The sequence below is a fragment of the Streptomyces sp. NPDC001401 genome, from assembly GCF_042895385.1.
GTDB lineage: Bacteria > Actinomycetota > Actinomycetes > Streptomycetales > Streptomycetaceae > Streptomyces.
In genome coordinates this window covers 42293-62423 of record NZ_JBIAWI010000023.1, presented here as the reverse complement: position 1 = coordinate 62423, position 20131 = coordinate 42293, and the positions used below count along the sequence as shown (strand labels likewise).

Below are 20131 nucleotides of genomic sequence, written 5' to 3'. Positions count from 1 at the left end.
CGCCCCCCCCCCCCCCCCCCCCCCGCCCCCCCCCCCCCCCCCCCCCCCCCCCCCCCCGCCCCCCCCCCCCCCGCGCGCGCCCCCCCCCCCCCCGGGGGGGGGCCCCCGGCCCTTCCGTCAGGGACGAATCCGCTGGTCAGTCCGTGCCGGACTCCATCGCGGCGCGGTCCAGCAGCTCGTCGGCCTCCGAGACCTCGCCGCGGGAGGCGATGACCTCCGCGCCGCCCTCCGGCAGCTCCGGCATGGTGCCGATCAGACCGGTCGCGGCCGCCTGGGAGGCACCGATGGTGGGGCTGCCGGTGCCGATCAGGCCGAGACCGACGTACTGCTCCAGCTTGGCGCGGGAGTCGGCGATGTCGAGGTTGCGCATGGTGAGCTGGCCGATCCGGTCCACCGGGCCGAACGCCGAGTCCTCGGTGCGCTCCATCGACAGCTTGTCCGGGTGGTAGCTGAACGCCGGGCCCGTGGTGTCGAGGATCGAGTAGTCCTCACCGCGGCGCAGCCGCAGCGTCACCTCGCCGGTGACGGCCGCGCCGACCCAGCGCTGCAGCGACTCACGGATCATCAGCGCCTGCGGGTCCAGCCAGCGGCCCTCGTACATCAGCCGGCCCAGGCGACGGCCCTCGCTGTGGTACTGGGCGAGGGTGTCCTCGTTGTGGATCGCGTTGACCAGGCGCTCGTAGGCCGCGTGCAGCAGGGCCATGCCGGGCGCCTCGTAGATGCCGCGGCTCTTGGCCTCGATGATCCGGTTCTCGATCTGGTCGGACATGCCCAGGCCGTGGCGGCCGCCGATGGCGTTGGCCTCCATGACCAGGTCGACGGGGCAGGCGAACTCCTTGCCGTTGATGGTCACCGGGCGGCCCTGGTCGAAGCCGATCGTCACGTCCTCGGTGACGATCTCCACCTCGGGGTCCCAGAACCGCACGCCCATGATCGGTTCGACGGTCTCGACGCCCGTGTCCAGGTGCTCCAGCGTCTTGGCCTCGTGGGTGGCGCCCCAGATGTTGGCGTCGGTCGAGTACGCCTTCTCCGTGCTGTCCCGGTAGGGCAGGCCGTGGGCGAGCAGCCACTCGGACATTTCCTTGCGGCCGCCGAGCTCGGTCACGAAGTTCGCGTCCAGCCAGGGCTTGTAGATCCTGAGGTGCGGGTTGGCGAGCAGGCCGTAGCGGTAGAACCGCTCGATGTCGTTGCCCTTGAAGGTCGAGCCGTCGCCCCAGATCTGGACGTCGTCCTCGAGCATCGCCCGGACCAGCAGCGTGCCGGTGACGGCACGGCCGAGCGGGGTGGTGTTGAAGTAGGCACGCCCGCCCGAGCGGATGTGGAACGCCCCGCAGGTGAGCGCGGCCAGGCCCTCCTCGACCAGTGCCGCACGGCAGTCGACGAGGCGCGCGATCTCGGCACCGTACGTCTTGGCACGGCCGGGTACCGAGGCGATGTCGGGCTCGTCGTACTGACCGATGTCGGCGGTGTAGGTGCACGGGACGGCACCCTTGTCGCGCATCCACGCGACCGCGACGGAGGTGTCGAGGCCGCCCGAGAAGGCGATGCCGACGCGCTCGCCGGCGGGAAGGGAGGTGAGGACCTTGGACATAGGAAGAGTATGCATGATCTCGCATGATCATGCAAAGCCCGTGCCTGGAGAGCGCTGATGGATTACCTCCTGCACGCTCCGGGTTCCTGCAGGTTCCTGCCCACAAGACGCCACCGCTCAGGCACCATGATCGTGTGACATACGCGGTGACTGTGGACGTGGACCTCCCCAAGGGCGCCCCGGAGCTCGACGTTCTTCAGCGGGAGGGCGTCGGCTTCCTGCTGCGCAAGGGGCTCGATTCGATCGCGGCGATCGAGGGCCCCGACGGGATGGAAGTCGATTTGGTGGACGACGTCATCGCCGTCCATCCCGCCGGGGTCCTGCTGAAGCTCTTCGTCGACGCTCCGGCACTGGAATTCGCCGAGGACGCCGCACGTGAGGTCGTGGCGGAGCTGCTGGAGCGCAGCGAACCCCTCTCCGGCTGGGAGATCACCCGCTGCGGGGTGGACCTTCACCCCGAACTGCTGCAGGAGAGCCTCGACGCGGCCGACGGCCCGGACGCACCGCCCGCGGATCCCGCCGAACGCGCACGCCGGCACGCGGCGGCCGAGCCCTCCACCGGGTCCGGCCGTCTCGACCGCGCCGAAGTCGAGGCCATGCGGCGAACGCTCCGTGCTCTCGCACCGGCGCTGCGGGCCTTCCCGCTCGAGGCCTTCGGCTACCACGAGGACGCGGGGGAGCGGATCGTCGGCCGTGAGGCGGCGGAGGTCGCGGCCGGCGCTGTCGTGTACGCCATCGATCTGCTGGTCGACGAACTCTTCACGGACCTGGCAGGTCTGGAGGAGGACGGGCCCACCGTCGCGGAGACCGACGCACCGTTCATGGTCCTCGACGACCTGCCCCCGCAGTTCGCCCTCCAGTACACGGTCCTGTTCGTCCGCCGCCTGACCGTCACCGCCGTGACCATGACCGGGCGCCTCACCCAGCCGCACTTCGGCCGGCCGAGCTGCGTGGCCGAGGAACTGCTGCTGAAGTTCCTGCTCGCCCAGGCGGAGGTGACGACCGACCTCTACGAGCTGCTGAGCGACGAGGTCGAAACAGCCCTGCAGGTCTTCGCCGACGGCGTGTACGAGGACACGGACCACGAGTGGCTGTACGCCCCGACCACGGACGGCATCGGCAAGGGCGCCGTCCAGGACTGGTTCATCCCCTTCGGCGAAGAGCGGTACGTCCATCCCTACGCCGCCAACGACGACGGCGATGACGAGGAGCCCCTGGACTGACCGGCACCCGGACCGACTCCCGTCGGCTCGCGGCGGTCCTACTCTGGTGTCCGTGCACATCGGCTTCCCTTCCGACGGCGACGGCGACGGCGTCGACAGTGACGGGCCGGGCGCTGCTGCGGCCAGGATCACCGGGCATACGGTGCGCGGCGAGCGCCGGTTGTCCGCGTCCCTCGCCGAAGTCGGCCTCGACGGCGGGCAGTCGGTGATGGTCAAGCGCGGTGACGGGCCGGGCGCGGTGCAGGCCGAGGCGGCGGGGCTGCGCTGGCTGGCCGAGGCCGGGACGGTCCGCGTTCCGAACGTCCATGGGCACGACCGGCGTTGGCTGGTGACCGACATGATTGCGCAGGGACCGCCGACGGCCCGGGCGGCGGTGCGGTTCGGGCGTGGGCTGGCCGCCCTGCACGCCGCGGGCGCGGCCGCGTTCGGCGCGCCACCACCCGGCGGCCCCCTGGACGCGTATATCGGGCTCGCCCCGATGCGCAACGTCCCGGGCACCGACTGGCCCCGCTGGTACGCCGAGCACCGCGTGCTGCCGTACCTGCGCGAGGCCGTCGACCGGGGCACGATCCGCCCCGCCGAGACGGCCGTGATCGAGCGCGTCTGTGAACGTCTGCCCGAACTGGCGGGGCCCGCCGAGCCGCCCGCCCGGCTGCACGGCGACCTGTGGAACGGCAACGTGCTGTGGGGAGCCGACGGGCATGCCTGGCTGATCGACCCGGCCGCGCACGGCGGACACCGGGAGACCGACCTGGCGATGCTGCAGCTGTTCGGCTGCCCGCACCTGGAGCACGTGCTCGACGGCTATCGGCAGGCGGCCCCGCCGGCCGACGGGTGGACGGACCGGGTGGGGCTGCATCAGCTCTTTCCGCTGCTGGTGCACGCCGTGCTGTTCGGGCGCGGATTCGCCGAACAGGCTCTCGCGGCGGCACGAAGGGCCCTCGCGTGACGAGACGCGAGGGCCCTGGTGCGAAGTGAGCGGCGAGGAAAGCGAAGGGACTAGCATCAGAAAGGAGTTTGAGAAGGAAGTCCGTTCATGGCCTCGCCTGCGGCTCACCCTAACAGTCAGTCGGGGATCAGGTCGCGCAGATTTTCCGGGGTGATGATCCGGGAGTCCGGGTGCAGTCCGTCGGGCCGTTCCAGGCCGATGTAGGTGACAGGACCCTCCGGGATCGTCTCGCCGTCCCACAGCGTGACCGTCGTCCCGCCCCCGGCCATCAGGTCGGTGACGTACCGGACGTTGATGTGATCGCGCTCGACGATGCCACGCAGCAGCGTCGCGACCGTGACCCGGTTGCCCTCGATCCGGTTGGCCGACGGGGTGCCCTTCAGGTACAGGTGCAGCCACTTCGCGGTCCACTTCCCGCCCCGCCCGCGCCTGAACGCCAGCGGCAGCGCGACCCGGCCCGGACCGCGCAGTTCCGACTTCATGCGCACAGTGGCGGGCTCGAACGGGCGGCCCTTCTGCTCGACCTCGCGCAGTATGAAGCCGAAGAAGGACTCCTCGACCTCCTCGAAACCCTCGCCCGCGAAGATGTTGACCTGCGGCACGATGAAAGTGCTGCGCACCGCGCCCAGCCGCAGGTTGATGAACTCCGAGGCGCCGTCCGGCGCTTCGGTGATGTCGCCCGAGTGCTCGCCCTCGAACCGGGCGAGGGACGTGTACGACAGCCAGGACACCGTGCGGTACCGGGCGTCCAGCATCACGGCCGACAGGTCGAAGTCAGTGCGCTGCTCGGCCTGCTTCCAGTAGACGAAGAACCGCAGCAGCTCCCCGGCGACCGGAGTGACCGAACCGCGGGGCAGCACGCCGAGGCCCGCCCCCGTCGCCCGGCCGCTCAGCGGGAGCGCGACGTCGAGGACGTCCGGGTCGACCAACACCCGCTCCGGAGAAGGGAGTCGACGGCCCAGTTCCGCGTCGAAGGCGGCGATCAGGCGCTTGCGCTCCGCCGGCGCCAGGTGCGGCCGAGTGTCGTCGGTGACCCAGGCGCGGCCGAGCCGGTTGACGAAGACGCGGCGCCCGCCGGTCTGCTCGGCCCGGTTGTGCAGGTGCTCGCGCACCGACAGCACGACCCGGCCCGCCACGTCGGACACGACCTGCTCGACGGCGGACACGACGGCCTCGCGCTCCTCCTGGGTCGGCGCCGTGCGCAGCAGCCGGTCCAGGGAACGCAGCAGTTTGCCCGGCGCGGACTTGAGCAGTTCGGCCGCCGCCGTGACGTCGCGCGTGCTCAGCAGCTCCTCGACGCGGCTGTCGAGGGACCGCACCGTCCGCTCGCCCCGGGCCACGGCGAACACCTCGGCGGCGTGCGGCCACTGGGGGTACTCGTGCGGGTGCAGCCGCTCACCGAGCCGCTTCCACGGTTCGCGGTGGGCGGCCACGTCGGCCAGCTTGGCGGGCGCCGCCGCGACGACGGAATCCAGGCCGGCGAGCAGCGCGCGGCGCACCGGCCGCGGCACCGTACGGAAACGGGTGGGCTCCTGGAGCGTCACGTCACCGCCCGACACCGCACAGGCCAGCCGCAGCACATCGGTGACGGTGTCGAGCAGCAGGCCCGAACCGGCCGACAGACGCGCCTCGTTGACGACGGCGCGGTTCTCCCGGACCGGGATCGCCTCGGGCTGGGGCCCGTCCACGCAGTGCCCGGCGAGCACCCCGAGATCGCTCAGGCCGTCCTCGCCCAGCGGCGTGCTGCTGCCCGCCAGCGCCAGATACAGGGCACTGACCTCGTCGTCCGCCGTCCCGCCCAGGTGCAGGACGGTCAGCCGGTCGCCCGCCGCCGCGATCAACTCGTCGTGGGCGGCGAGCATGTCGGCGTACGTGTGCCGGTAGTTGCCGTAGGACGGCAGTGTGAGCAGGTCCACCACACCGCTCTGCAGCTGGACGAGCGTCCCGGCGCGTGCGTCGTCGTCGGCGAGCGCCTGGGCGATGCACCGCATCCAGAAGTCGAACGTGTCCGGCACATTGGCCGGGAAGTCGATGAAGTACACGTTGTGCCGGACGTGGTCGCCGACCATCTCGCGAATCGTGGGCAGCGTGCGTACGGCAGTGTCGACGACCGTGCCCTCGGACAGTCCCGACAGGTGTGCCAGCAGGTCCGCCGAGAGCTTGAAGCCCGCCGACATCAGCACGGCGTCGAACTGCCGTGCCGCGACGTCCCCTTGACCGGACGGGCCGGTCGGCAGGGGGAGACGGTGGGTGTGCCGGATGACCAGTGGTTCCAGACGGTGGGACATTCCGGAATGATCGCAGTGCCCTGCCTGCCGGCGCATTCGGGTTTTTCCGGTCCGCCACGGGCCGGCGCGCTTCACACATCGCGCGACTTATGGCTTTTCCGTGTGGAAGCGGCTCGGAGATCTTTCGCGCAAGGCGCCTGACGTGCACAGTCAGGAGCCGCCATCAAGGCGAGTGCCGCGCGCTTGGAGGACAGCTGATGGGAGCCCACGAACACCCGCAGCCGCAGGATGCCGTCCCCGCTCCGGGCGGCATCGGGCGCCGAAGGTTCCTGGGATACGTCGTGGCCGCCTCGACGCTGACCGTCGCCGCCGAGCTCGGCGAGGCCGCCCTCGCGCCCGCCCGGGCCGCGGCGGTCGTCCCCTCCGTGCCAGGCCCGGCCGAGATCTACGACCTCAACGACATGCTCACCCATGCCACCCTGCCCACGGCGAACCTGATCACCATCCGGATCGACAGCGACGGCACCGCCTCCTTCGCCCTGCCCCGGGCCGAGGTCGGGCAGGGCATCACCACCTCCAGCGCGATGCTCGTCGCCGAGGAGCTGGACCTGCCGCTGGACAAGGTCCGCGTCACCCTCGCCGACGCACGCCCCGAGCTCCTGTTCAACCAGCTCACCGGCGGATCAAACACCACCATCTCCACCTTCACCCCGATCCGGGTGGCGGCCGCCGTCGCCCGCGGTCGGCTCCTTCTGGCCGCGGCGCTCGAACTGGACGAGGCCCTCGGCACCCTGACCGCCAAGGCCGGGATCGTCACCTCCTCCGTCACCGGCAAGAGCCTCACCTACGGCGAACTGGCCGAGAAGGCCGCCTCGGTGACGACCAGTCAGGTGTCGGTCACGCTCAAGGAGCCGTCCGAGTTCAAGGTCATCGGGACCGCCCAGCGGCGTGTCGACGCGCTGGAGGCGGTCACCGGGCGCAAGAAGTTCGCGATGGACCTGCAGGTGCCGGGCGCACTGCCGGCCATGGTGTGCCGGCCGCCGACGATCAACGGCACGGTCCGCTCGGTCGACAACCTCGACGAGGTGCGGGCCATGCCCGGCATCACCGACGTCGTACGGATCTCCACCGGCGTCGCCGTCCGCGGCCGCACCTTCGGGCAGTGCATCGACGCGATACGCGCCCTGAAGGTCACCTGGGGTCCCGGCACCGCGGACGGTGCCTCCGACGACACCATCCGCGACGAACTGCGCAAGGCCGAACTCCCGCTGCCCGCCCTCGACCTGCTGACCAAGGCGGTCGACGCCCGCTTCACCTTCCACTTCGCGAGCAACAGCGCCCTGGAGACCAACTGCGCCGTCGCCGACGTACGTGAGGACTCGGCCGAGATCTGGGCGAGCCTGAAGTCCCCGATCACCGCCCAGGAGCAGATCGCGCTCACCCTCGGACTGCCGGCGACGGCCGTGAAGGTGCATGTCACCGAGGGCGGCGGCTCCTTCGGGCGCAAGCTCTTCCACGACGGCGCCGCCGAGGCCGCCGAGATCTCCAGGGCGATGGGCAAGCCGGTCCGGCTGATGTGGCACCGCACCGACGACTTCCGTCAGGGCCGCACCCACCCCATGTCCACCTCACGGGTGCGCGCCACCCATGCCCTCGGCCAGGTGCTCACCTACGACCAGCGCCACACCTCCGTGGCCACCGACTTCGGCCACGGCGTCGGCGAGATCATCACCTCCGAGGCCGCCCGACTGCCGGTCGGCGACCTCACCTTCTCCGAGACGATCTTCACGCTCACCCAGCAGACCCCGTACAACTTCGGCGTCGTCACCCAGCTCCTCAGCGAGACCGACAAGGGCTTCCACACCGGCTCCATGCGCAACATCTACTCGCCCAACGTGCGGTGCGCGCAGGAACTGGTCGTGGACGAGCTGGCGAAGCGGATGGGCAAGGACCCGTATCAGTTCCGCCGCACGTTCCTCAAGGACGAGCGCGCCCGGGCCGTCCTCGACAAGGCCGCCGAGGTGGGCAGTTGGGGACGCAGCATGCCCGCCGGCACGGCCCAGGGCATCGCCCTGCACCCCGAGTACCACGCATACGTCGCCGTCCTCGCCGAGATCGACTGCCGCCCGGAGACCACCGGCCGCAAGGTCCCCGACGCCTGCACCGGACCACGGGTCACCAAGGTCGTCTGCGCCGTCGACGCTGGGCTGGCCGTCAACCCGCGCGGCCTCCAGGCCCAGATGATGGGCGGCATCATGGACGGCATCGCCATCACCCTCAGCTCCGGGCTGCACCTGGCGGGCGGGCACTTCCTGGAAGGCAGTTGGGACAACTACTTCTACACCCGCCAGTGGAACACCCCGCCGGAGCTGGAGATCGTCGTCATGCCGCCGACCACCGGCAGGCCCGGCGGCGCCGGCGAACTGGCCGTCGCGGGCGCGATGGCGGCCGTGGCCTGCGCATACGGGCGCGCGACCGGCACCATGCCGACCACGTTCCCGATCAACCACGACGGCCCCCTCGGCTTCGAGCCGCTGCCCACCAGCCCGCCGATCCCGGCGTCCCCGACCGACGGCCTGAGCCGCGCCTACTAGGAGCCCAGGAGGCCCTTCGTGCCCGAACACACCTTCATCCTCAACGGCAAACCGGTGACCGTGGACATCGAGGACGACGTACGGCTGCTGTGGGTGCTGCGGGACGTCCTGGGCGTCACCGGACCGAAGTACGGGTGCGGGCTCGGCGTGTGCCAGGCCTGTACGAGCCACATCAACGGCAAGGCGTTCAACCCCTGCAGCGTCCCGGTCAAGGACCTCGGCCCCACCGACGAGGTGACGACCATCGAGGGGCTGCCCGCCACCGTCGGCAGGGACCTGCACCCGATGCAGGAGGCCTGGCTGGAGCACGACGTCGCACAGTGCGGCTACTGCCAGCCCGGCCAGATCATGACCGCCGTCGCCAAGGTCCGCCAGGCCCGCGAGGAGGGCCGCGACATCAGCGAGGCCGACCTCGACGAGATCCGCAACGTCTGCCGCTGCGGCACGTACCACCGCATCCGCGAGGCGATCGTGGCGGGCGCGAAGAAGTACTGACCCGTACGGCCGCTAGCTGCCCCGCGCGGCCTCCAGCAGGTGGTCGCGGACCAGGGCGACATGCGGGTTGGCGGAGGCGCCGGGGCGCTGGACCAGGAAGGCGGTGTTGATGGGCGGGTCGTCCGGGTCGTGCAGCAACACCAGGGCGCCCGAGGCCAGTTCGGCGGTGCACAGGTAGCGGGGGAGCACCGAGAAGCCCGTACCGCCGACGACCGCCGCCTTGACCGAGTTCAGGTCGGGCATCGTGACCGCCGGCTGACAGACCAGACGCCTGCCGAAGACATGACGCCAGTACCGGCGCACGATCGGCAGGTCCTCGGCGTAGGCGACCAGGGGCACGCCGTGGAGGGCAGCCGGCCCGTAGGCGGCGATCCGGGCCGGGCCCCCGCTGCGCTCGGCCCAGGCGGGGGCCGTGACCAGCACGAACTCCTCGTCCGCGAGCGGCACGGCGGCCAGGGTCCGGCCGCGTGGCCGGAACGTCGCGATCACCAGGTCGTGGCGGCCCGCCCGCAGGTCGTCCAGGAGCGGCTCGGTCAGACCGGGGGTGATGCGCAGCCGTACACCTCTGTCCACCAGCGGCGCGAGGCCGGGCAGGACCGAACGGGTCAGGAACTCGTGCGGCCCCGCCAGGTGCACCGGCTCCGGCGGCTGGTCGTCGGCCGCTCCCCCCGGACCCGTGATCGCGGCGAGGGAATCCAGCGGCTGCACGATCCGGGAGGCGAGCTCGTCCGCGTACGGTGCGGGGGAGACACCGCGTGCCTGACGCTCAAACAGCTCCCGGTCCAGCTGCCGCTCCAGCGCGCGCACCTGCGTCGTGACCGTGGGCTGCGACAGCCCGAGCAGACGCGCCGCGGCCGTGAAGGAGCCCGTGCGATAGACGGCGAGGAAGGTGCGCAGCAGATTCAGATCCAGTGCCGCCGAGCCGCCGACCTGCACTCTCTCCTCCCGGTCATTGGTTTCCCTATTTCTCATATCGACGAGCCTATTGGATTCCAATGGCAGTCCGGGCTTACGGTCGGGGACATCGCCACGCTGACGAACCGAGTGCAGAGCGTCAGTCCGTCCGCGGTCCGTCCATGAGGCTTCCGCCCAGGAACCTTCAGCCACCCCCTCGGAGACACACCATGTCGAAGATCCTTTTCGTGATGACCGGCGTCGACTACTGGACGCTTGCCGACGGCACCCGCCACCCCACCGGCTTCTGGGCCGAGGAGGCCGTCGCCCCGTACGAGGCGTTCAAGGAGGCCGGCCACGAGATCGTCGTCGCCACCCCGGGCGGCGTCGTACCGACCGTGGACAAGGGCAGCCTCGCCGCCGAGTACAACGGCGGGCAGGAGAACGCCGAGTACGTCGCCGGCGTGCTCGCCGCGGCCACCGAGCTGCAGCACCCCATCAGCCTGGAGGACGTGAACCTCGAACTACGCCGCCGTGTACTACCCCGGCGGCCACGGCCCGATGGAGGACCTCGCCGTCGACGCCGACTCCGGCAGGCTGCTCACTCTCGCTCTGCAGTCCGGCAAGCCGCTCGGTGTCGTCTGCCACGGCCCGGCCGCGCTGCTCGCCGCCGAGCAGGACGGAGTCAACGCCTTCGCCGGGTACCGGGTGGCCGCGTTCACCAACGCCGAGGAGACCCAGTCCGGCTTCGCCGACAAGGCCAAGTGGCTGCTGCAGGACCGCCTGACCGAGGCCGGTGTGCAGGTCCAGGTGGGCGAGCCGTGGGCGCCGAAGATCGTCGTCGACCGCAACCTCGTCACCGGCCAGAACCCGGCCTCCTCCGCCCCGCTCGCCGCGGAACTGCTCAAGACGCTGGGCTGAGCCATGACCACCGACCGGCTCGACGAGGTCCTGGACGCCGCCTACGACTGCCTGACCCGGTACGGCGTACGGCGCACCACCATGGACGACATCGCCACCCGCATGGGCGTGTCCCGGTCGGCGGTCTATCAGTACGTACGCAGCAAGGACGACGCCTTCCGGCAGCTCGCCGCCCGCCTGCACACCCAGGCCCTGCGGCGGGCCCGGGAGGCGGCCACCGCCCAGGACGCCTCCTGCGCCGACCGCATCCGCGGCGTCCTCGCCGCCAAGCTCGACCTCGTCCTGCAGCTGTCCGGCGACTCCCCGCACACCGCCGAACTCCTCGACGACAAGGCCCGGTTGTTCGGCGGAATCTGCAGCACCTTCACCGCCGACCTGCGCCACCTGCTCATCGCCCTGTTCACCGAGGCCGGCACGGCCGCCGCGATCGAACCCGCCGAGGCCGCGGACGTCTGCCTCGCCCTCGTCACCGGCCTGGAGTCGGTGACGGACGGCAGGCGCCTGCTCGGACCCGCGACCGACGCATTGCTGCCGGGACTGCTGCCGCAGGGCGGAGGCCGGGTGACCTAGAGCCTGTCCGGCGAATCAGCTCGGCGTCGCGGGGTCTGGCACGCGCTCCCCCAGAGGGAGACCCCCAGCCGCGTTGTCGCCACTTTCCCCCACTCTCGGCTTCGCTCGAGCGGGAGGACCCCCATGACCCCGCATCGGGGCGGCCACATAGAGCAGTTCCTTGCGGACGACCTGATCCGCCGCCCAGCCCGGCGGAATACCGCTGGAGCGCGCCCCGAGGGCGAGCACCGGCGCCCGCATCCCGGCCGCGCAGGCCGTCGCCCTGGGGCCGGCCAACCATGGGGTGGCCGGGCCGCCGGCCGAGGCGACGGCCTGCGCGAAACGGATCGCCGGACTGCCGAGGCAGGCGGCGCAGAGCACCGAACGCGTCCTCGACATGCATCCGGAACGCGCGGTGCTCGCCACCCTCGACTACGCCACGACCGCCGAGGAACAGTCCTTCCGGACGGACGACTTCCGCGACACCCTCGCCCGGCCCACCGACCGGGCGAGGTGACCCACGGGGGACGTCACCGGGACGTCAGCTTCCACAGGTGGTCAGCCGTGCCGTTGTCGTCCCACTGCAGGACCTGGGCACCCGAGGAGGTGCTCATGCCGTTCACGCCGAGCAGCAGCCCACTGTTGTAGTTGGCGATCTTGTAGTAGCCGTCACCGGACGGGATGAGCTGCCAGAGGTGGTCGGCGGTCCCGTTGTCGCCCCAGATCAGGGCCTTGCCGCCGTCCGACGTGCTCATGGAGTCGATGCCGAGCAGCAGTCCGCTCGCCTTGTTGGCGATCTTGTAGAAGCCGGAACCGGCGGCCGTGAGCGTCCACGACTGGCTGCTGCCCGTGCCCGACGTCGCCTGGACCACCGAGGTGCCCTGCGCCGTGCCCGCTCCCGAGGTGTCGAGGGCGAGAGCGCTGTTCTTGTTGGTGATCTGGTAGGTCCCGGCCAGCGAGGTCGAGGTGCCGCTCGGGGTGATTGTCAGGTGGTAGCCGTCGGACGCGTTGGTCGTCACGGGGACGGTGATCTGGCCGCTGCTCACCGTGTAGTCGGCGTCCGAGATGGTGATCGGGCCGGACACCGCCGTCGTACGGCCCTTGGAGGGCGTGTACTCCAGCTTCGCGTGGACCTTGCTGCCGAACGCCGACAGCGAGCCCAGTCCCTTGACCGTGACCGCACTTGAGCCGGCCCCGCCGCCGAAGACGACACTCACCTGGTTGCCGGAGCTGTTGAGCGAGGCCGCGCCGTCGATGCCGGTCTGCGCCGGGGGAGTGGTGACCAGCATGTTCCCGGACATGTCGCCGTACCACTTGTAGAGCCAGTACGCGCCGTTGGGCGAGGCGCCGGTGTCGGTCAGCGTGTCGCCGAGGGTGCCGTAGTGGTTCCAGAAGGCCATCTCGGCGTCGTGCACGCCCGCCCGCTCGAACTTGGCGGCATAGCTGACCATCGGCCCGGGCACGCCGACCTCGCTGGTGGTGCCGTACTCCTCGATCGCGATCGGCCGCGGGCTGATGCCCAGACTGGACTCCAGGGCGCGGTACGCCGAGACGTGCGCGGCGATGTTCTGCGAGCCCTGCAGCTCGTGCCAGGCGATGATGTCAGGCACGGTGCCACCGGCCTTGGCGTCGGTGAGGAACGTGCTCATCCAGGACTGGTTCCACGCCGAGTAACTCGGGCCCTGGATGGGTGTCTTGGTGTCCTTGGCACGGACCTCCTTGTACGTGCGCGCCCAACCCGCGTCGAAGGCACCGGCGTTGGTGGTGTCCCAGGTCCAGTCTGGTTCGTTCCACAGCTCGTACGCGGCTATGTTCGTGGCGCCGGACGACTGCACGGAGGCGACCTGCTTGTCCACGGCGGACAGCCAGTCGCTCCAACTCACCCACTTGTAGGGGAAGTTCGGATACCAGTCCGGCATGCGTACGACGACCTTGGCGCCGGCCCGTCCCGCCTTGGACGCCACGACGAGCGCGTCGCCCGCGGGCCTGGGCTCGCCGTTGGGGAGTTGGGAGCCGCCCGGGGCCATCTGCACGAACGTGTTCGGCTTGAGAGCGTTGGTGAGGCTGTCGGACGGGGTGCTCGCGTCGGCGAGCCCGTAGAGGCTGCCGGTCGCCACATGGGTGACGGGGCGCAGGGTCTGGTCGGCGTTGACGACCAGGGTGGTGGAGGCGGTGGGGGCCGCCTGGGCGGGCGCGGCCATGGCGAGGGCGGCGGCGGTGAGGGCGATCGCGCCGACGCCCGCGGTGAGGCGTGCGGGGGCGGGGGGTCTTGTGCGGCTCATGACAAGGCTCTCCTCGAGGAGGCAGGGGGATGGGGGGTGGATCAGTCCTTCACGGCGCCCGCGGTCACACCCGCGGCCACATAGCGCTGAGCGAGGACCAGCAGTACGGCTGCGGGGACGGACGCGACGACGGCGGTGGCCATGATCGCGTTCCACTCCTGGTTGTTGTTGCCGATGTACTTGTAGATGCCGAGGGTGATCGGCCTCAGATCGCCGCCGCCGTCAAGGGTGTTGGCGAAGACGAAGTCGGACCAGGCCCACAGGAAGCTGAACAGCGAGACGGTGACGACGGCGTTGCGGCTCACTGGCAGCACCACCGACCAGAAGGTGCGGAAGGTCCCGGCGCCGTCGATGCGGGAGGCGGCGATGAGCTCTCCGGGGATGCCCGACATGAACGCCGTGAAGATCATGACACCGAAGGGCACGGCGATCGTGGAGTCCGCGATGATCAGGCCCCACCAGGAGTTGAGCAGACCGAAGTCCAGGAAGATGCCGTAGAAGCCCATCGCCATGACGATCCCGGGGATCATCTGCGCGATCAGCAGCCCCAGGCCGAGCGCGCCGCCGCCGCGCGGACGGAGCTTCGCCAGCGAGTAGCCGGCCGGGGCGGCGAGCAGCAGGGTGAGAACGACCGTGCCCAGGCCGATCAGCAGACTCGTGCCGAGATACGGCAACTGGTCGTCCAGGACGGCCCGGTAGCCCTCGAAGGTGGGGTGCAGCGGGAACAGGTCGGGCGGGTCCTTGCGCATGTTCTGCTGCGGGGTGAGGGACACGTTCAGCATCCAGTACACCGGGAAGAGCATCAGCGCGGTCAGGACGAGCCCGATGACCGTGTAACGGCCTTTCGCCGTACGGGACTTCACGCTTCCTGCCTCCTCTGGACCCGGATGTACAGCAGCCCGAAGACGAGCGCGATGAGGATGAGGATGTTGCCGACCGCGGCCCCGGGGCCGAACTTGGGCAGCAGCGTGCCGAAGCCCAGCTGGTACGACCAAGTGGCGAGGGTGGACGAGGCGTCGCCCGGACCGCCCTTGGTCATGATCCAGATCAGGTCGAACACCTTGAGCGTGTAGACGAGCCCGAGCAGCAGGGTGATCGCGGACACCGGGCGCAGCAGCGGGAAGGTGATCCGCCGGAACTGCTGCCAGGCGCTCGCCCCGTCCAGGGAGGCCGCCTCGTACAGCTCGGCCGGGATGTTCTGCAGGCCGCTGTAGAGGATGACCAGGTTGAACGGGATGCCGATCCAGATGTTGGCGACGATCACCGAGGTCAGCGCCCAGTCCGGCGAAGTCAGCCAGCCGACCGGGTCCATGCCGAAGAAGTGCAGGAAGTAATTCACCACGCCGGACTCGCTGTTGAACATCCACGACCACGTCGACGCCGACACGATCAGCGGCAGCAGCCACGGGATCAGGAACAGCGCGCGCAGGGTGGGTGCGAGCCGGAAGTGCCGGTTGAAGAAGACCGCCAGGGCGAGCCCGATGACGTACTGGAAGGCGATCGACACGAAGGTGAAGACCATCGTGTGCCGCATCGCCGGGCCGAACGTCGGATCGTCCAGGACAGTACGGAAGTTCTCCCAACCGGAGAACGGCGCATCCCCCGCCACGAACGACCGGACGGTGTAGTCGCGCAGGCTTAGATCGAGGTTGCGGTAGAGCGGATAGACGTAGAAGGCGGCGAGGTAGGCGAGCAGGGGGGTGACGAAGGCGAGCGCGGTGAGGCGGCTCCTGCGCCGGTGCCTGCGGCGCAGGGATTGGGCGTCGGCGCCGCTCGCCCCCGCCGCGGCGGCCGGAGCGCGCCGCGGACGGTCGACCCGGGCGATGGTCATGCCGGACCTAGCCCTTCTGCGCGCTCGACTGGGCGGTGTCCAGCGCGTCCTGCGGGCTCTTGCTGCCGGACAGCGCGGCCTGGACGGCGGTCCACATCGGCTGGGAGATGGTCGGGTACTTGGTGCCCAGACCGCCGCTGGTACGCCCGCGGGCCGCCGCGACGGCGGACACCCACGGCTTGAGCTTCGGGTTCTGCTTCACCTGCTCGGCCTGCACGGCGGCCGTCGGAGCGACGTACTGCAGTGTCGTGTCGGTGGGCAGCAGGTTCGCGTCGTTGGTCAGACAGGTGACGATCTTCTTGCTGACGTCGTAGCGGCCGGTGTCCTTCTGCACGGGCACGGTCACGAACTCGCCGCCCGTCGGCACCGGCGCCGAACCGCCGTTCTGCCCGGGGATGTTGATGATGCCGTAGTCGAAGCCGGCCTTGTCCGCGTTCCCGAGCTGCCAGGTGCCGTTCTCGCCGAACGCGTAGTCGCCGGTCGCGAACTCCTGCCAGCTGGTCGTCTGGGTGTTCTGCAGCACGTCCTTGGGCGCGTACCCCCCGTCCACCCACTGCTTCCACAGCGCCAGCGCCGCAACTCCCTTGGCGGAGTTGAGCTTTGTCAGATCCCCGCCCGCGCCCCAGAACCACGGCAGGAACTGGAAGCTGCCCTCCTCCGTGTTGATCGCCGAGAACGTGATTCCCTTCTTCCCGGCCGACTTGACCTTCTTCAGCGCGGCCGTGAGGGAGTGCCAGTCCTTGATGGAGGCAGGATCGACACCGGCCGCGGAAAGGACCTTCTTGTTGTAGTAGAGCGCGAGTGTGTTGGCGCCGATCGGCACCCCGTACGCCGCGTCGTCGATGGTGCCCGCGCCGATGATGTTCTTCTGGATCGACTTCGTGTCCAGGCCCAGGTCGCTGGTCTTGTTGAGGATCCCCGCCTCCACCAGCGTGGAGACGACCGGGTTGTCCACCAGCATCACGTCGGGCGCGTTGCCCTGCTGGGCGGCCAGCAGCGCCTTGTTGCCGAGGTCGGTGGTGTCGTACGGGGTGCGCTTGAGCTTCACCCCGGCCTTGGTCCCGCAGCCGGTGACGAGCTTGCCCCACGCCGAGGAGGCGTCGAACTGCGGGTACGGGTCCCAGAAGGTGTACGTCCCCCCGGACCCGCCGGAGGAGGAGTCCGACGAGCCGGAGCCGCCACTGCAGGCGGTGAGGGAGGCGAGTGTGCCGACGGCCGCGAGTGCGGCGACCAGGGCGCGGCGGGTGGGAGCCAGGGTGCTACGGCGGGTGGGTATCACGGGGTGACCTCGTTGTCGTAGAGCGAAGTTGAGGGTGTGTCAGGAGGTCGGCAGCCAGACGCGCATGGCGCCGTCCTGCCGGTTGGCCCAGGCGTAGTAGGGGATCGCCGTGAGCTCGACGGACTCGCCGTCCGTGGGGGCTTCATCGGTGCCGGATGGCCGGTACGGCCACCAGCCCGCATCGGGGATGTCGCGCCGCCGCCCGGCCGCCACCACCGTGGTGACCCCGCCGAGCAGGTCCGGGCGATGCTTGACGGCGAGCGGACGGGTCGTGTCCAGGACGATGTCGTCGAGCCCGCCGCCGGGGTGGTCGACCTGCTCCAGGCAGTACACGAGCGGTCCGCGTTCGATCGCCGCACAGCCGCGCACGGCGTCCACGCGCGGGTCGGCCGCGGTGAGCCGGGGCTCCAGACCGAGCTCGAGGACGACCTGGTCGCCCGGCGCCCACGTGCGGTCGATGCGCAGCCAGCCCTCGGCGACCGGGGCATCGGTCTGGTCGTACGTCGCTTCGCCGCACCGCACCCGGAACTCGCGGCACCACTGAGGGATGCGCAGCGAGAGCGTCCAGGGCCGGTCGGCCGGGGCGTCCTCGACGGTGAGGGCGATCGTGCCGTGCCAGGGGTAGTCGGTCTCGGCGCGCACGGCGATCGGCCCGGCGGTGTAGCGGCCGGTGACGTACTGGTGGATCTGCAGGCCGCCGTCGTCGCTCGTGGCGAGGTAGTGCTCCAGGCCGGCCAGCAGCCGCATCACGTTCGGCGGGCAGCAGGCGCAGCGGAACCAGCGGGTGCGGCGGGCCGACTGGTCGCCGCCCGGGTCGGTGTGGCCGTCGCGGACCTGCAGCGGGTTGACGTACAGCCAGCGCTCGCCGTCCAGCGACACTCCCGCGAGGAAACCGTTGAAGAGGGTGCGCTCGATCAGGTCGCCGTAGCGGGCCTCTCCGGTGAGCAGGGCCATGCGCCAGCTCCACTGCACGGAGGCGATGGCGGCGCAGGTCTCGCAGTAGGCGCGCTCGTTGGGGAGTTCGTACGGGTCGCCGAAGTCCTCCTCCTCGTGGTGCGCACCGAGACCGCCGGTGAGGTGGGTCTTGGTGGTGGTCATGGCCTGCCACAACCGCTCGGCGGCGGCACGGAGTTCGGCGTCCCCGGTCTCCGTGGCGAGGTCGGTGGCGGCGGCCAGCAGATACAGCTGCCGTACGGCGTGGCCCTCGACGTTCGTCGCCTCGCGCAACGGCACGCGGTCCTGGCAGTAGGCCTCGCCGCCGAGCAGACCGTGGCCGTGCCGGTCGACGAAGTAGCCGGCGAGGTCCAGGTAGCGGCGCTCGCCGGTCTCCCGGTACAGCTCGACCAGCGCGGTCTCGACCTCGGGGTGGCCGTCGATGCCGTCGATCTCCCTGCCGCTGCCGGGCGGACCGAAGACCGAGTCGATGTGATCGGCGAACCTGCGTGCCACGTCGAGGAGTTCACCGCGTCCGGTGGCCCGGTGGTGGGCGACCGCCGCCTGGATGAGATGGCCCGCGCAGTACAACTCGTGGCCCCAGCGCAGGTCCTGGTAGCGCTCACCGCCCTTGACCAGCTGGAAATAGGTGTTGAGATAGCCGTCCGGCTGCTGGGCGGCGGCGACCAGGGAGATGATCCGCTCCACGTCGGATTCGAGCTCCGCCCGTGTTGGTGCTGTGTCACATGCCACCGTCGACGGCTGCTGGGCCAGCTGCCAGGCCGCGGCCTCCAGCCACTTGTAGACGTCCGTGTCCACGAACGGGTACGCCCCCTCGAACGTGCCCTCGGTCGCGCCTGCCGCCAGCCGCAGATTGTGCAGGTTGCCCGCAGACTCCAGCAGGCTCGGGCCCTGCGGGATGGAGGTGTGTGCGTTGACCTGGCGGCGGGTGTGCCAGAACCCGTCGCCCACCTCCACGGCGGCGGGTCGCAGGGCGGCACGGGCATCGGGGCCGAGGCGGACCGGGCCGGTGTGGGAGGGCTGGGTGGAGCGGGCGCGGGGCATGGCTCTCCGGGAGGTGAAGGGCGGGGCGGCGGGGCAACAGCTGAGAAAAACTGTGAGCAACCGTTTTCCTCGACGATGAGTAGAGTGGAGCGGGGGAATCGAGGTCAAGAGCTCTGCACGAGTTTTCTCTTGTTGCTCAAGGACTGGTACTCCATCCGGCCGCCTGCCACCATGGGCCGCACCGCACTTGACGAGGAACGACCAGTGAGAAAAGGATTGCCCGTGACCGAAGCCGCTCCGCGATCCACCTCCACCGCCCGGGCGAGGCTCGCCGACGTCGCCGCCCTCGCCGGCGTCAGCGTCGGCACGGCCTCCAAGGCGCTGAGCGGCAGTGGCCGGATGCGCCCGGAGACCCGGCAGCGGGTGCTGGACGCCGTGGAGACACTCGGCTTCCGCCCCAACCAGCATGCGCAGAGCCTGCACACCGGGCGCAGCTGGACGGTCGGGCTGATGACGACGGACGGCATCGGCCGCTTCAGCACCCCGGTACTGCTGGGCGCCGAGGACGCGCTGGGCGCCGGGAAGATCTCGGTGCTGCTGTGCGACACCCGAGGCGACACCATCCGGGAACAGCACCACCTGCGCAACCTCATGGACCGCCGGGTCGACGGCATCATCGTCACCGGCCGCCGCACCGACCCGCGCCCGCCCCTGAAGGGCCTCGACGGCATCCCGGTCGTCTACGCCCTCTCCCCGTCCACCGACCCCTCCGACACCTCGGTGGTCTCGGACGACCGGGGCGGCGCCCACCTCGCGGTCGAGCATCTGCTGGCCACGGGGCGCAGTCGAATCGCCCATGTCACGGGCCCCGAACATCATGCGGCCGCCCGCGACCGCGCCCGCCACGCCGTCGACCTGCTCGAGCGCTCCTCCCTCCGACTCGCCACCGGCCGGGTCCACTTCGGGGAGTGGAGCGAGGCCTGGGGCCGCCGGGCCGCCGACGCCGTCCTGCGCACGGCCCCCGACACGGACGCCGTCTTCTGCGGCAACGACCAGATCGCACGAGGTGTGGCCGACGCACTGCGCGAGCGGGGCGTGGACGTCCCCGGTCAGATCGCCGTCGTCGGCTACGACAACTGGGACACCATGGCCCTGGCCTGCCGCCCGCCGCTGACCACGATCGACATGGACCTCACCGAGATCGGCCGCATCGCCGCCCTGAAGCTGCTGGAGGCCATCGACTCCGAGGCGGTGCCGGGGGTGCACACGGTGCCGTGCCGCCTGGTGGTGCGGGAGTCCACCTGACAGCCCCCGGCGCGGCGTTGACGGATGCCCGCCCGGGTCCCGACGATGATCG

General features: G+C 70.7%; 15 protein-coding genes and 1 pseudogene. 8 read left to right on the top strand and 8 right to left on the bottom strand.

Annotation, left to right across the window (positions count from 1 at the left end):
- Nucleotides 1-136: 136 nt before the first annotated feature.
- Nucleotides 137-1591, bottom strand: coding sequence for an argininosuccinate synthase (gene argG, locus ACFY10_RS47195; protein WP_390671685.1), 1455 nt, complete (start codon nt 1589-1591; stop codon nt 137-139).
- 134 nt (nt 1592-1725) lie between these two features.
- On the opposite strand from argG, the gene ACFY10_RS47190 reads away from it, so the two are divergent.
- Together ACFY10_RS47190 and ACFY10_RS47185 are read left to right on the top strand one after the other, a co-directional pair.
- Nucleotides 1726-2814 carry a hypothetical protein gene (locus ACFY10_RS47190; protein ID WP_390671570.1) on the top strand — a complete coding sequence of 363 codons (1089 nt, stop codon included), beginning with the start codon at nt 1726-1728 and terminating at the stop codon, nt 2812-2814.
- A 58-nt stretch (nt 2815-2872) separates the two neighbouring features.
- Nucleotides 2873-3763 carry a fructosamine kinase family protein gene (locus ACFY10_RS47185; protein WP_390671684.1) on the top strand — a complete coding sequence of 297 codons (891 nt, stop codon included), beginning with the start codon at nt 2873-2875 and terminating at the stop codon, nt 3761-3763.
- Nucleotides 3764-3879: 116 nt separating this feature from the next.
- On the opposite strand, the gene ACFY10_RS47180 is transcribed toward ACFY10_RS47185, so the two are convergent.
- Nucleotides 3880-6051 (bottom strand): hypothetical protein, encoded by a 2172-nt coding sequence (locus ACFY10_RS47180; protein WP_390671569.1) that lies wholly within the window; start codon nt 6049-6051, stop codon nt 3880-3882.
- A 197-nt stretch (nt 6052-6248) separates the two neighbouring features.
- On the opposite strand from ACFY10_RS47180, the gene ACFY10_RS47175 reads away from it, so the two are divergent.
- Together ACFY10_RS47175 and ACFY10_RS47170 are read left to right on the top strand one after the other, a co-directional pair.
- A complete protein-coding gene (locus tag ACFY10_RS47175; protein ID WP_390671568.1) occupies nt 6249-8585 on the top strand; it encodes a molybdopterin cofactor-binding domain-containing protein in 2337 nt (778 codons plus the stop codon).
- Nucleotides 8586-8603: 18 nt separating this feature from the next.
- Nucleotides 8604-9080: a (2Fe-2S)-binding protein gene (locus ACFY10_RS47170; RefSeq protein ID WP_390671567.1), complete on the top strand. Its 477-nt coding sequence runs from the start codon at nt 8604-8606 to the stop codon at nt 9078-9080.
- A gap of 12 nt (nt 9081-9092) precedes the next feature.
- Here the strand turns inward: ACFY10_RS47170 and ACFY10_RS47165 are convergent, their stop codons facing one another.
- Nucleotides 9093-10052, bottom strand: a complete 960-nt coding sequence (locus ACFY10_RS47165) for a LysR family transcriptional regulator (RefSeq protein ID WP_390671566.1) — start codon at nt 10050-10052, stop codon at nt 9093-9095.
- Between the two features lie 152 nt (nt 10053-10204).
- On the opposite strand from ACFY10_RS47165, the pseudogene ACFY10_RS47160 reads away from it, so the two are divergent.
- The 3 genes and pseudogenes from ACFY10_RS47160 (at nt 10205) to ACFY10_RS47150 (ending at nt 11961) form a co-directional block, all read left to right on the top strand.
- Nucleotides 10205-10895: pseudogene (locus tag ACFY10_RS47160) on the top strand (type 1 glutamine amidotransferase domain-containing protein).
- A gap of 3 nt (nt 10896-10898) precedes the next feature.
- Nucleotides 10899-11465: a TetR/AcrR family transcriptional regulator gene (locus ACFY10_RS47155; RefSeq protein WP_390671565.1), complete on the top strand. Its 567-nt coding sequence runs from the start codon at nt 10899-10901 to the stop codon at nt 11463-11465.
- 283 nt (nt 11466-11748) lie between these two features.
- Nucleotides 11749-11961, top strand: a complete 213-nt coding sequence (locus ACFY10_RS47150; protein WP_390671564.1) for a hypothetical protein — start codon at nt 11749-11751, stop codon at nt 11959-11961.
- Between the two features lie 13 nt (nt 11962-11974).
- Here the strand turns inward: ACFY10_RS47150 and ACFY10_RS47145 are convergent, their stop codons facing one another.
- The 5 genes from ACFY10_RS47145 to ACFY10_RS47125 form a co-directional block, all read right to left on the bottom strand.
- Nucleotides 11975-13726 (bottom strand): RICIN domain-containing protein, encoded by a 1752-nt coding sequence (locus ACFY10_RS47145; protein WP_390671563.1) that lies wholly within the window; start codon nt 13724-13726, stop codon nt 11975-11977.
- Between the two features lie 41 nt (nt 13727-13767).
- Entirely contained in the window at nt 13768-14589 is an 822-nt protein-coding gene (locus ACFY10_RS47140; RefSeq protein WP_390671562.1) for a carbohydrate ABC transporter permease, read from the bottom strand.
- A complete protein-coding gene (locus tag ACFY10_RS47135) occupies nt 14586-15557 on the bottom strand; it encodes a carbohydrate ABC transporter permease (RefSeq protein ID WP_390671561.1) in 972 nt (323 codons plus the stop codon). Before ACFY10_RS47135 ends, ACFY10_RS47140 begins: the two co-directional genes overlap by 4 nt.
- 7 nt (nt 15558-15564) lie before the next feature.
- Nucleotides 15565-16812 carry an extracellular solute-binding protein gene (locus ACFY10_RS47130; RefSeq protein ID WP_390671683.1) on the bottom strand — a complete coding sequence of 416 codons (1248 nt, stop codon included), beginning with the start codon at nt 16810-16812 and terminating at the stop codon, nt 15565-15567.
- A gap of 63 nt (nt 16813-16875) precedes the next feature.
- On the bottom strand, nt 16876-18834 hold the full coding sequence (locus ACFY10_RS47125; RefSeq protein ID WP_390671560.1) for a glycoside hydrolase family 127 protein: 1959 nt from the start codon (nt 18832-18834) through the stop codon (nt 16876-16878).
- Nucleotides 18835-19056: 222 nt separating this feature from the next.
- On the opposite strand from ACFY10_RS47125, the gene ACFY10_RS47120 reads away from it, so the two are divergent.
- A complete protein-coding gene (locus ACFY10_RS47120; protein ID WP_390671559.1) occupies nt 19057-20079 on the top strand; it encodes a LacI family DNA-binding transcriptional regulator in 1023 nt (340 codons plus the stop codon).
- Nucleotides 20080-20131: the final 52 nt, after the last annotated feature.

What these genes read in the sequence shown, in the direction of transcription:
- ACFY10_RS47155 (WP_390671565.1), top strand. Translation starts at nt 10,899, where the DNA reads ATGACCACCGACCGGCTCGACGAGGTCCTGGACGCCGCCTACGACTGC.
- ACFY10_RS47125 (WP_390671560.1), bottom strand. Translation starts at nt 18,834, where the DNA reads ATGCCCCGCGCCCGCTCCACCCAGCCCTCCCACACCGGCCCGGTCCGC.
- ACFY10_RS47165 (WP_390671566.1), bottom strand. Translation starts at nt 10,052, where the DNA reads ATGAGAAATAGGGAAACCAATGACCGGGAGGAGAGAGTGCAGGTCGGC.
- argG (WP_390671685.1), bottom strand. Translation starts at nt 1,591, where the DNA reads ATGTCCAAGGTCCTCACCTCCCTTCCCGCCGGCGAGCGCGTCGGCATC.
- ACFY10_RS47135 (WP_390671561.1), bottom strand. Translation starts at nt 15,557, where the DNA reads ATGACCATCGCCCGGGTCGACCGTCCGCGGCGCGCTCCGGCCGCCGCG.
- ACFY10_RS47180 (WP_390671569.1), bottom strand. Translation starts at nt 6,051, where the DNA reads ATGTCCCACCGTCTGGAACCACTGGTCATCCGGCACACCCACCGTCTC.
- ACFY10_RS47175 (WP_390671568.1), top strand. Translation starts at nt 6,249, where the DNA reads ATGGGAGCCCACGAACACCCGCAGCCGCAGGATGCCGTCCCCGCTCCG.
- ACFY10_RS47145 (WP_390671563.1), bottom strand. Translation starts at nt 13,726, where the DNA reads ATGAGCCGCACAAGACCCCCCGCCCCCGCACGCCTCACCGCGGGCGTC.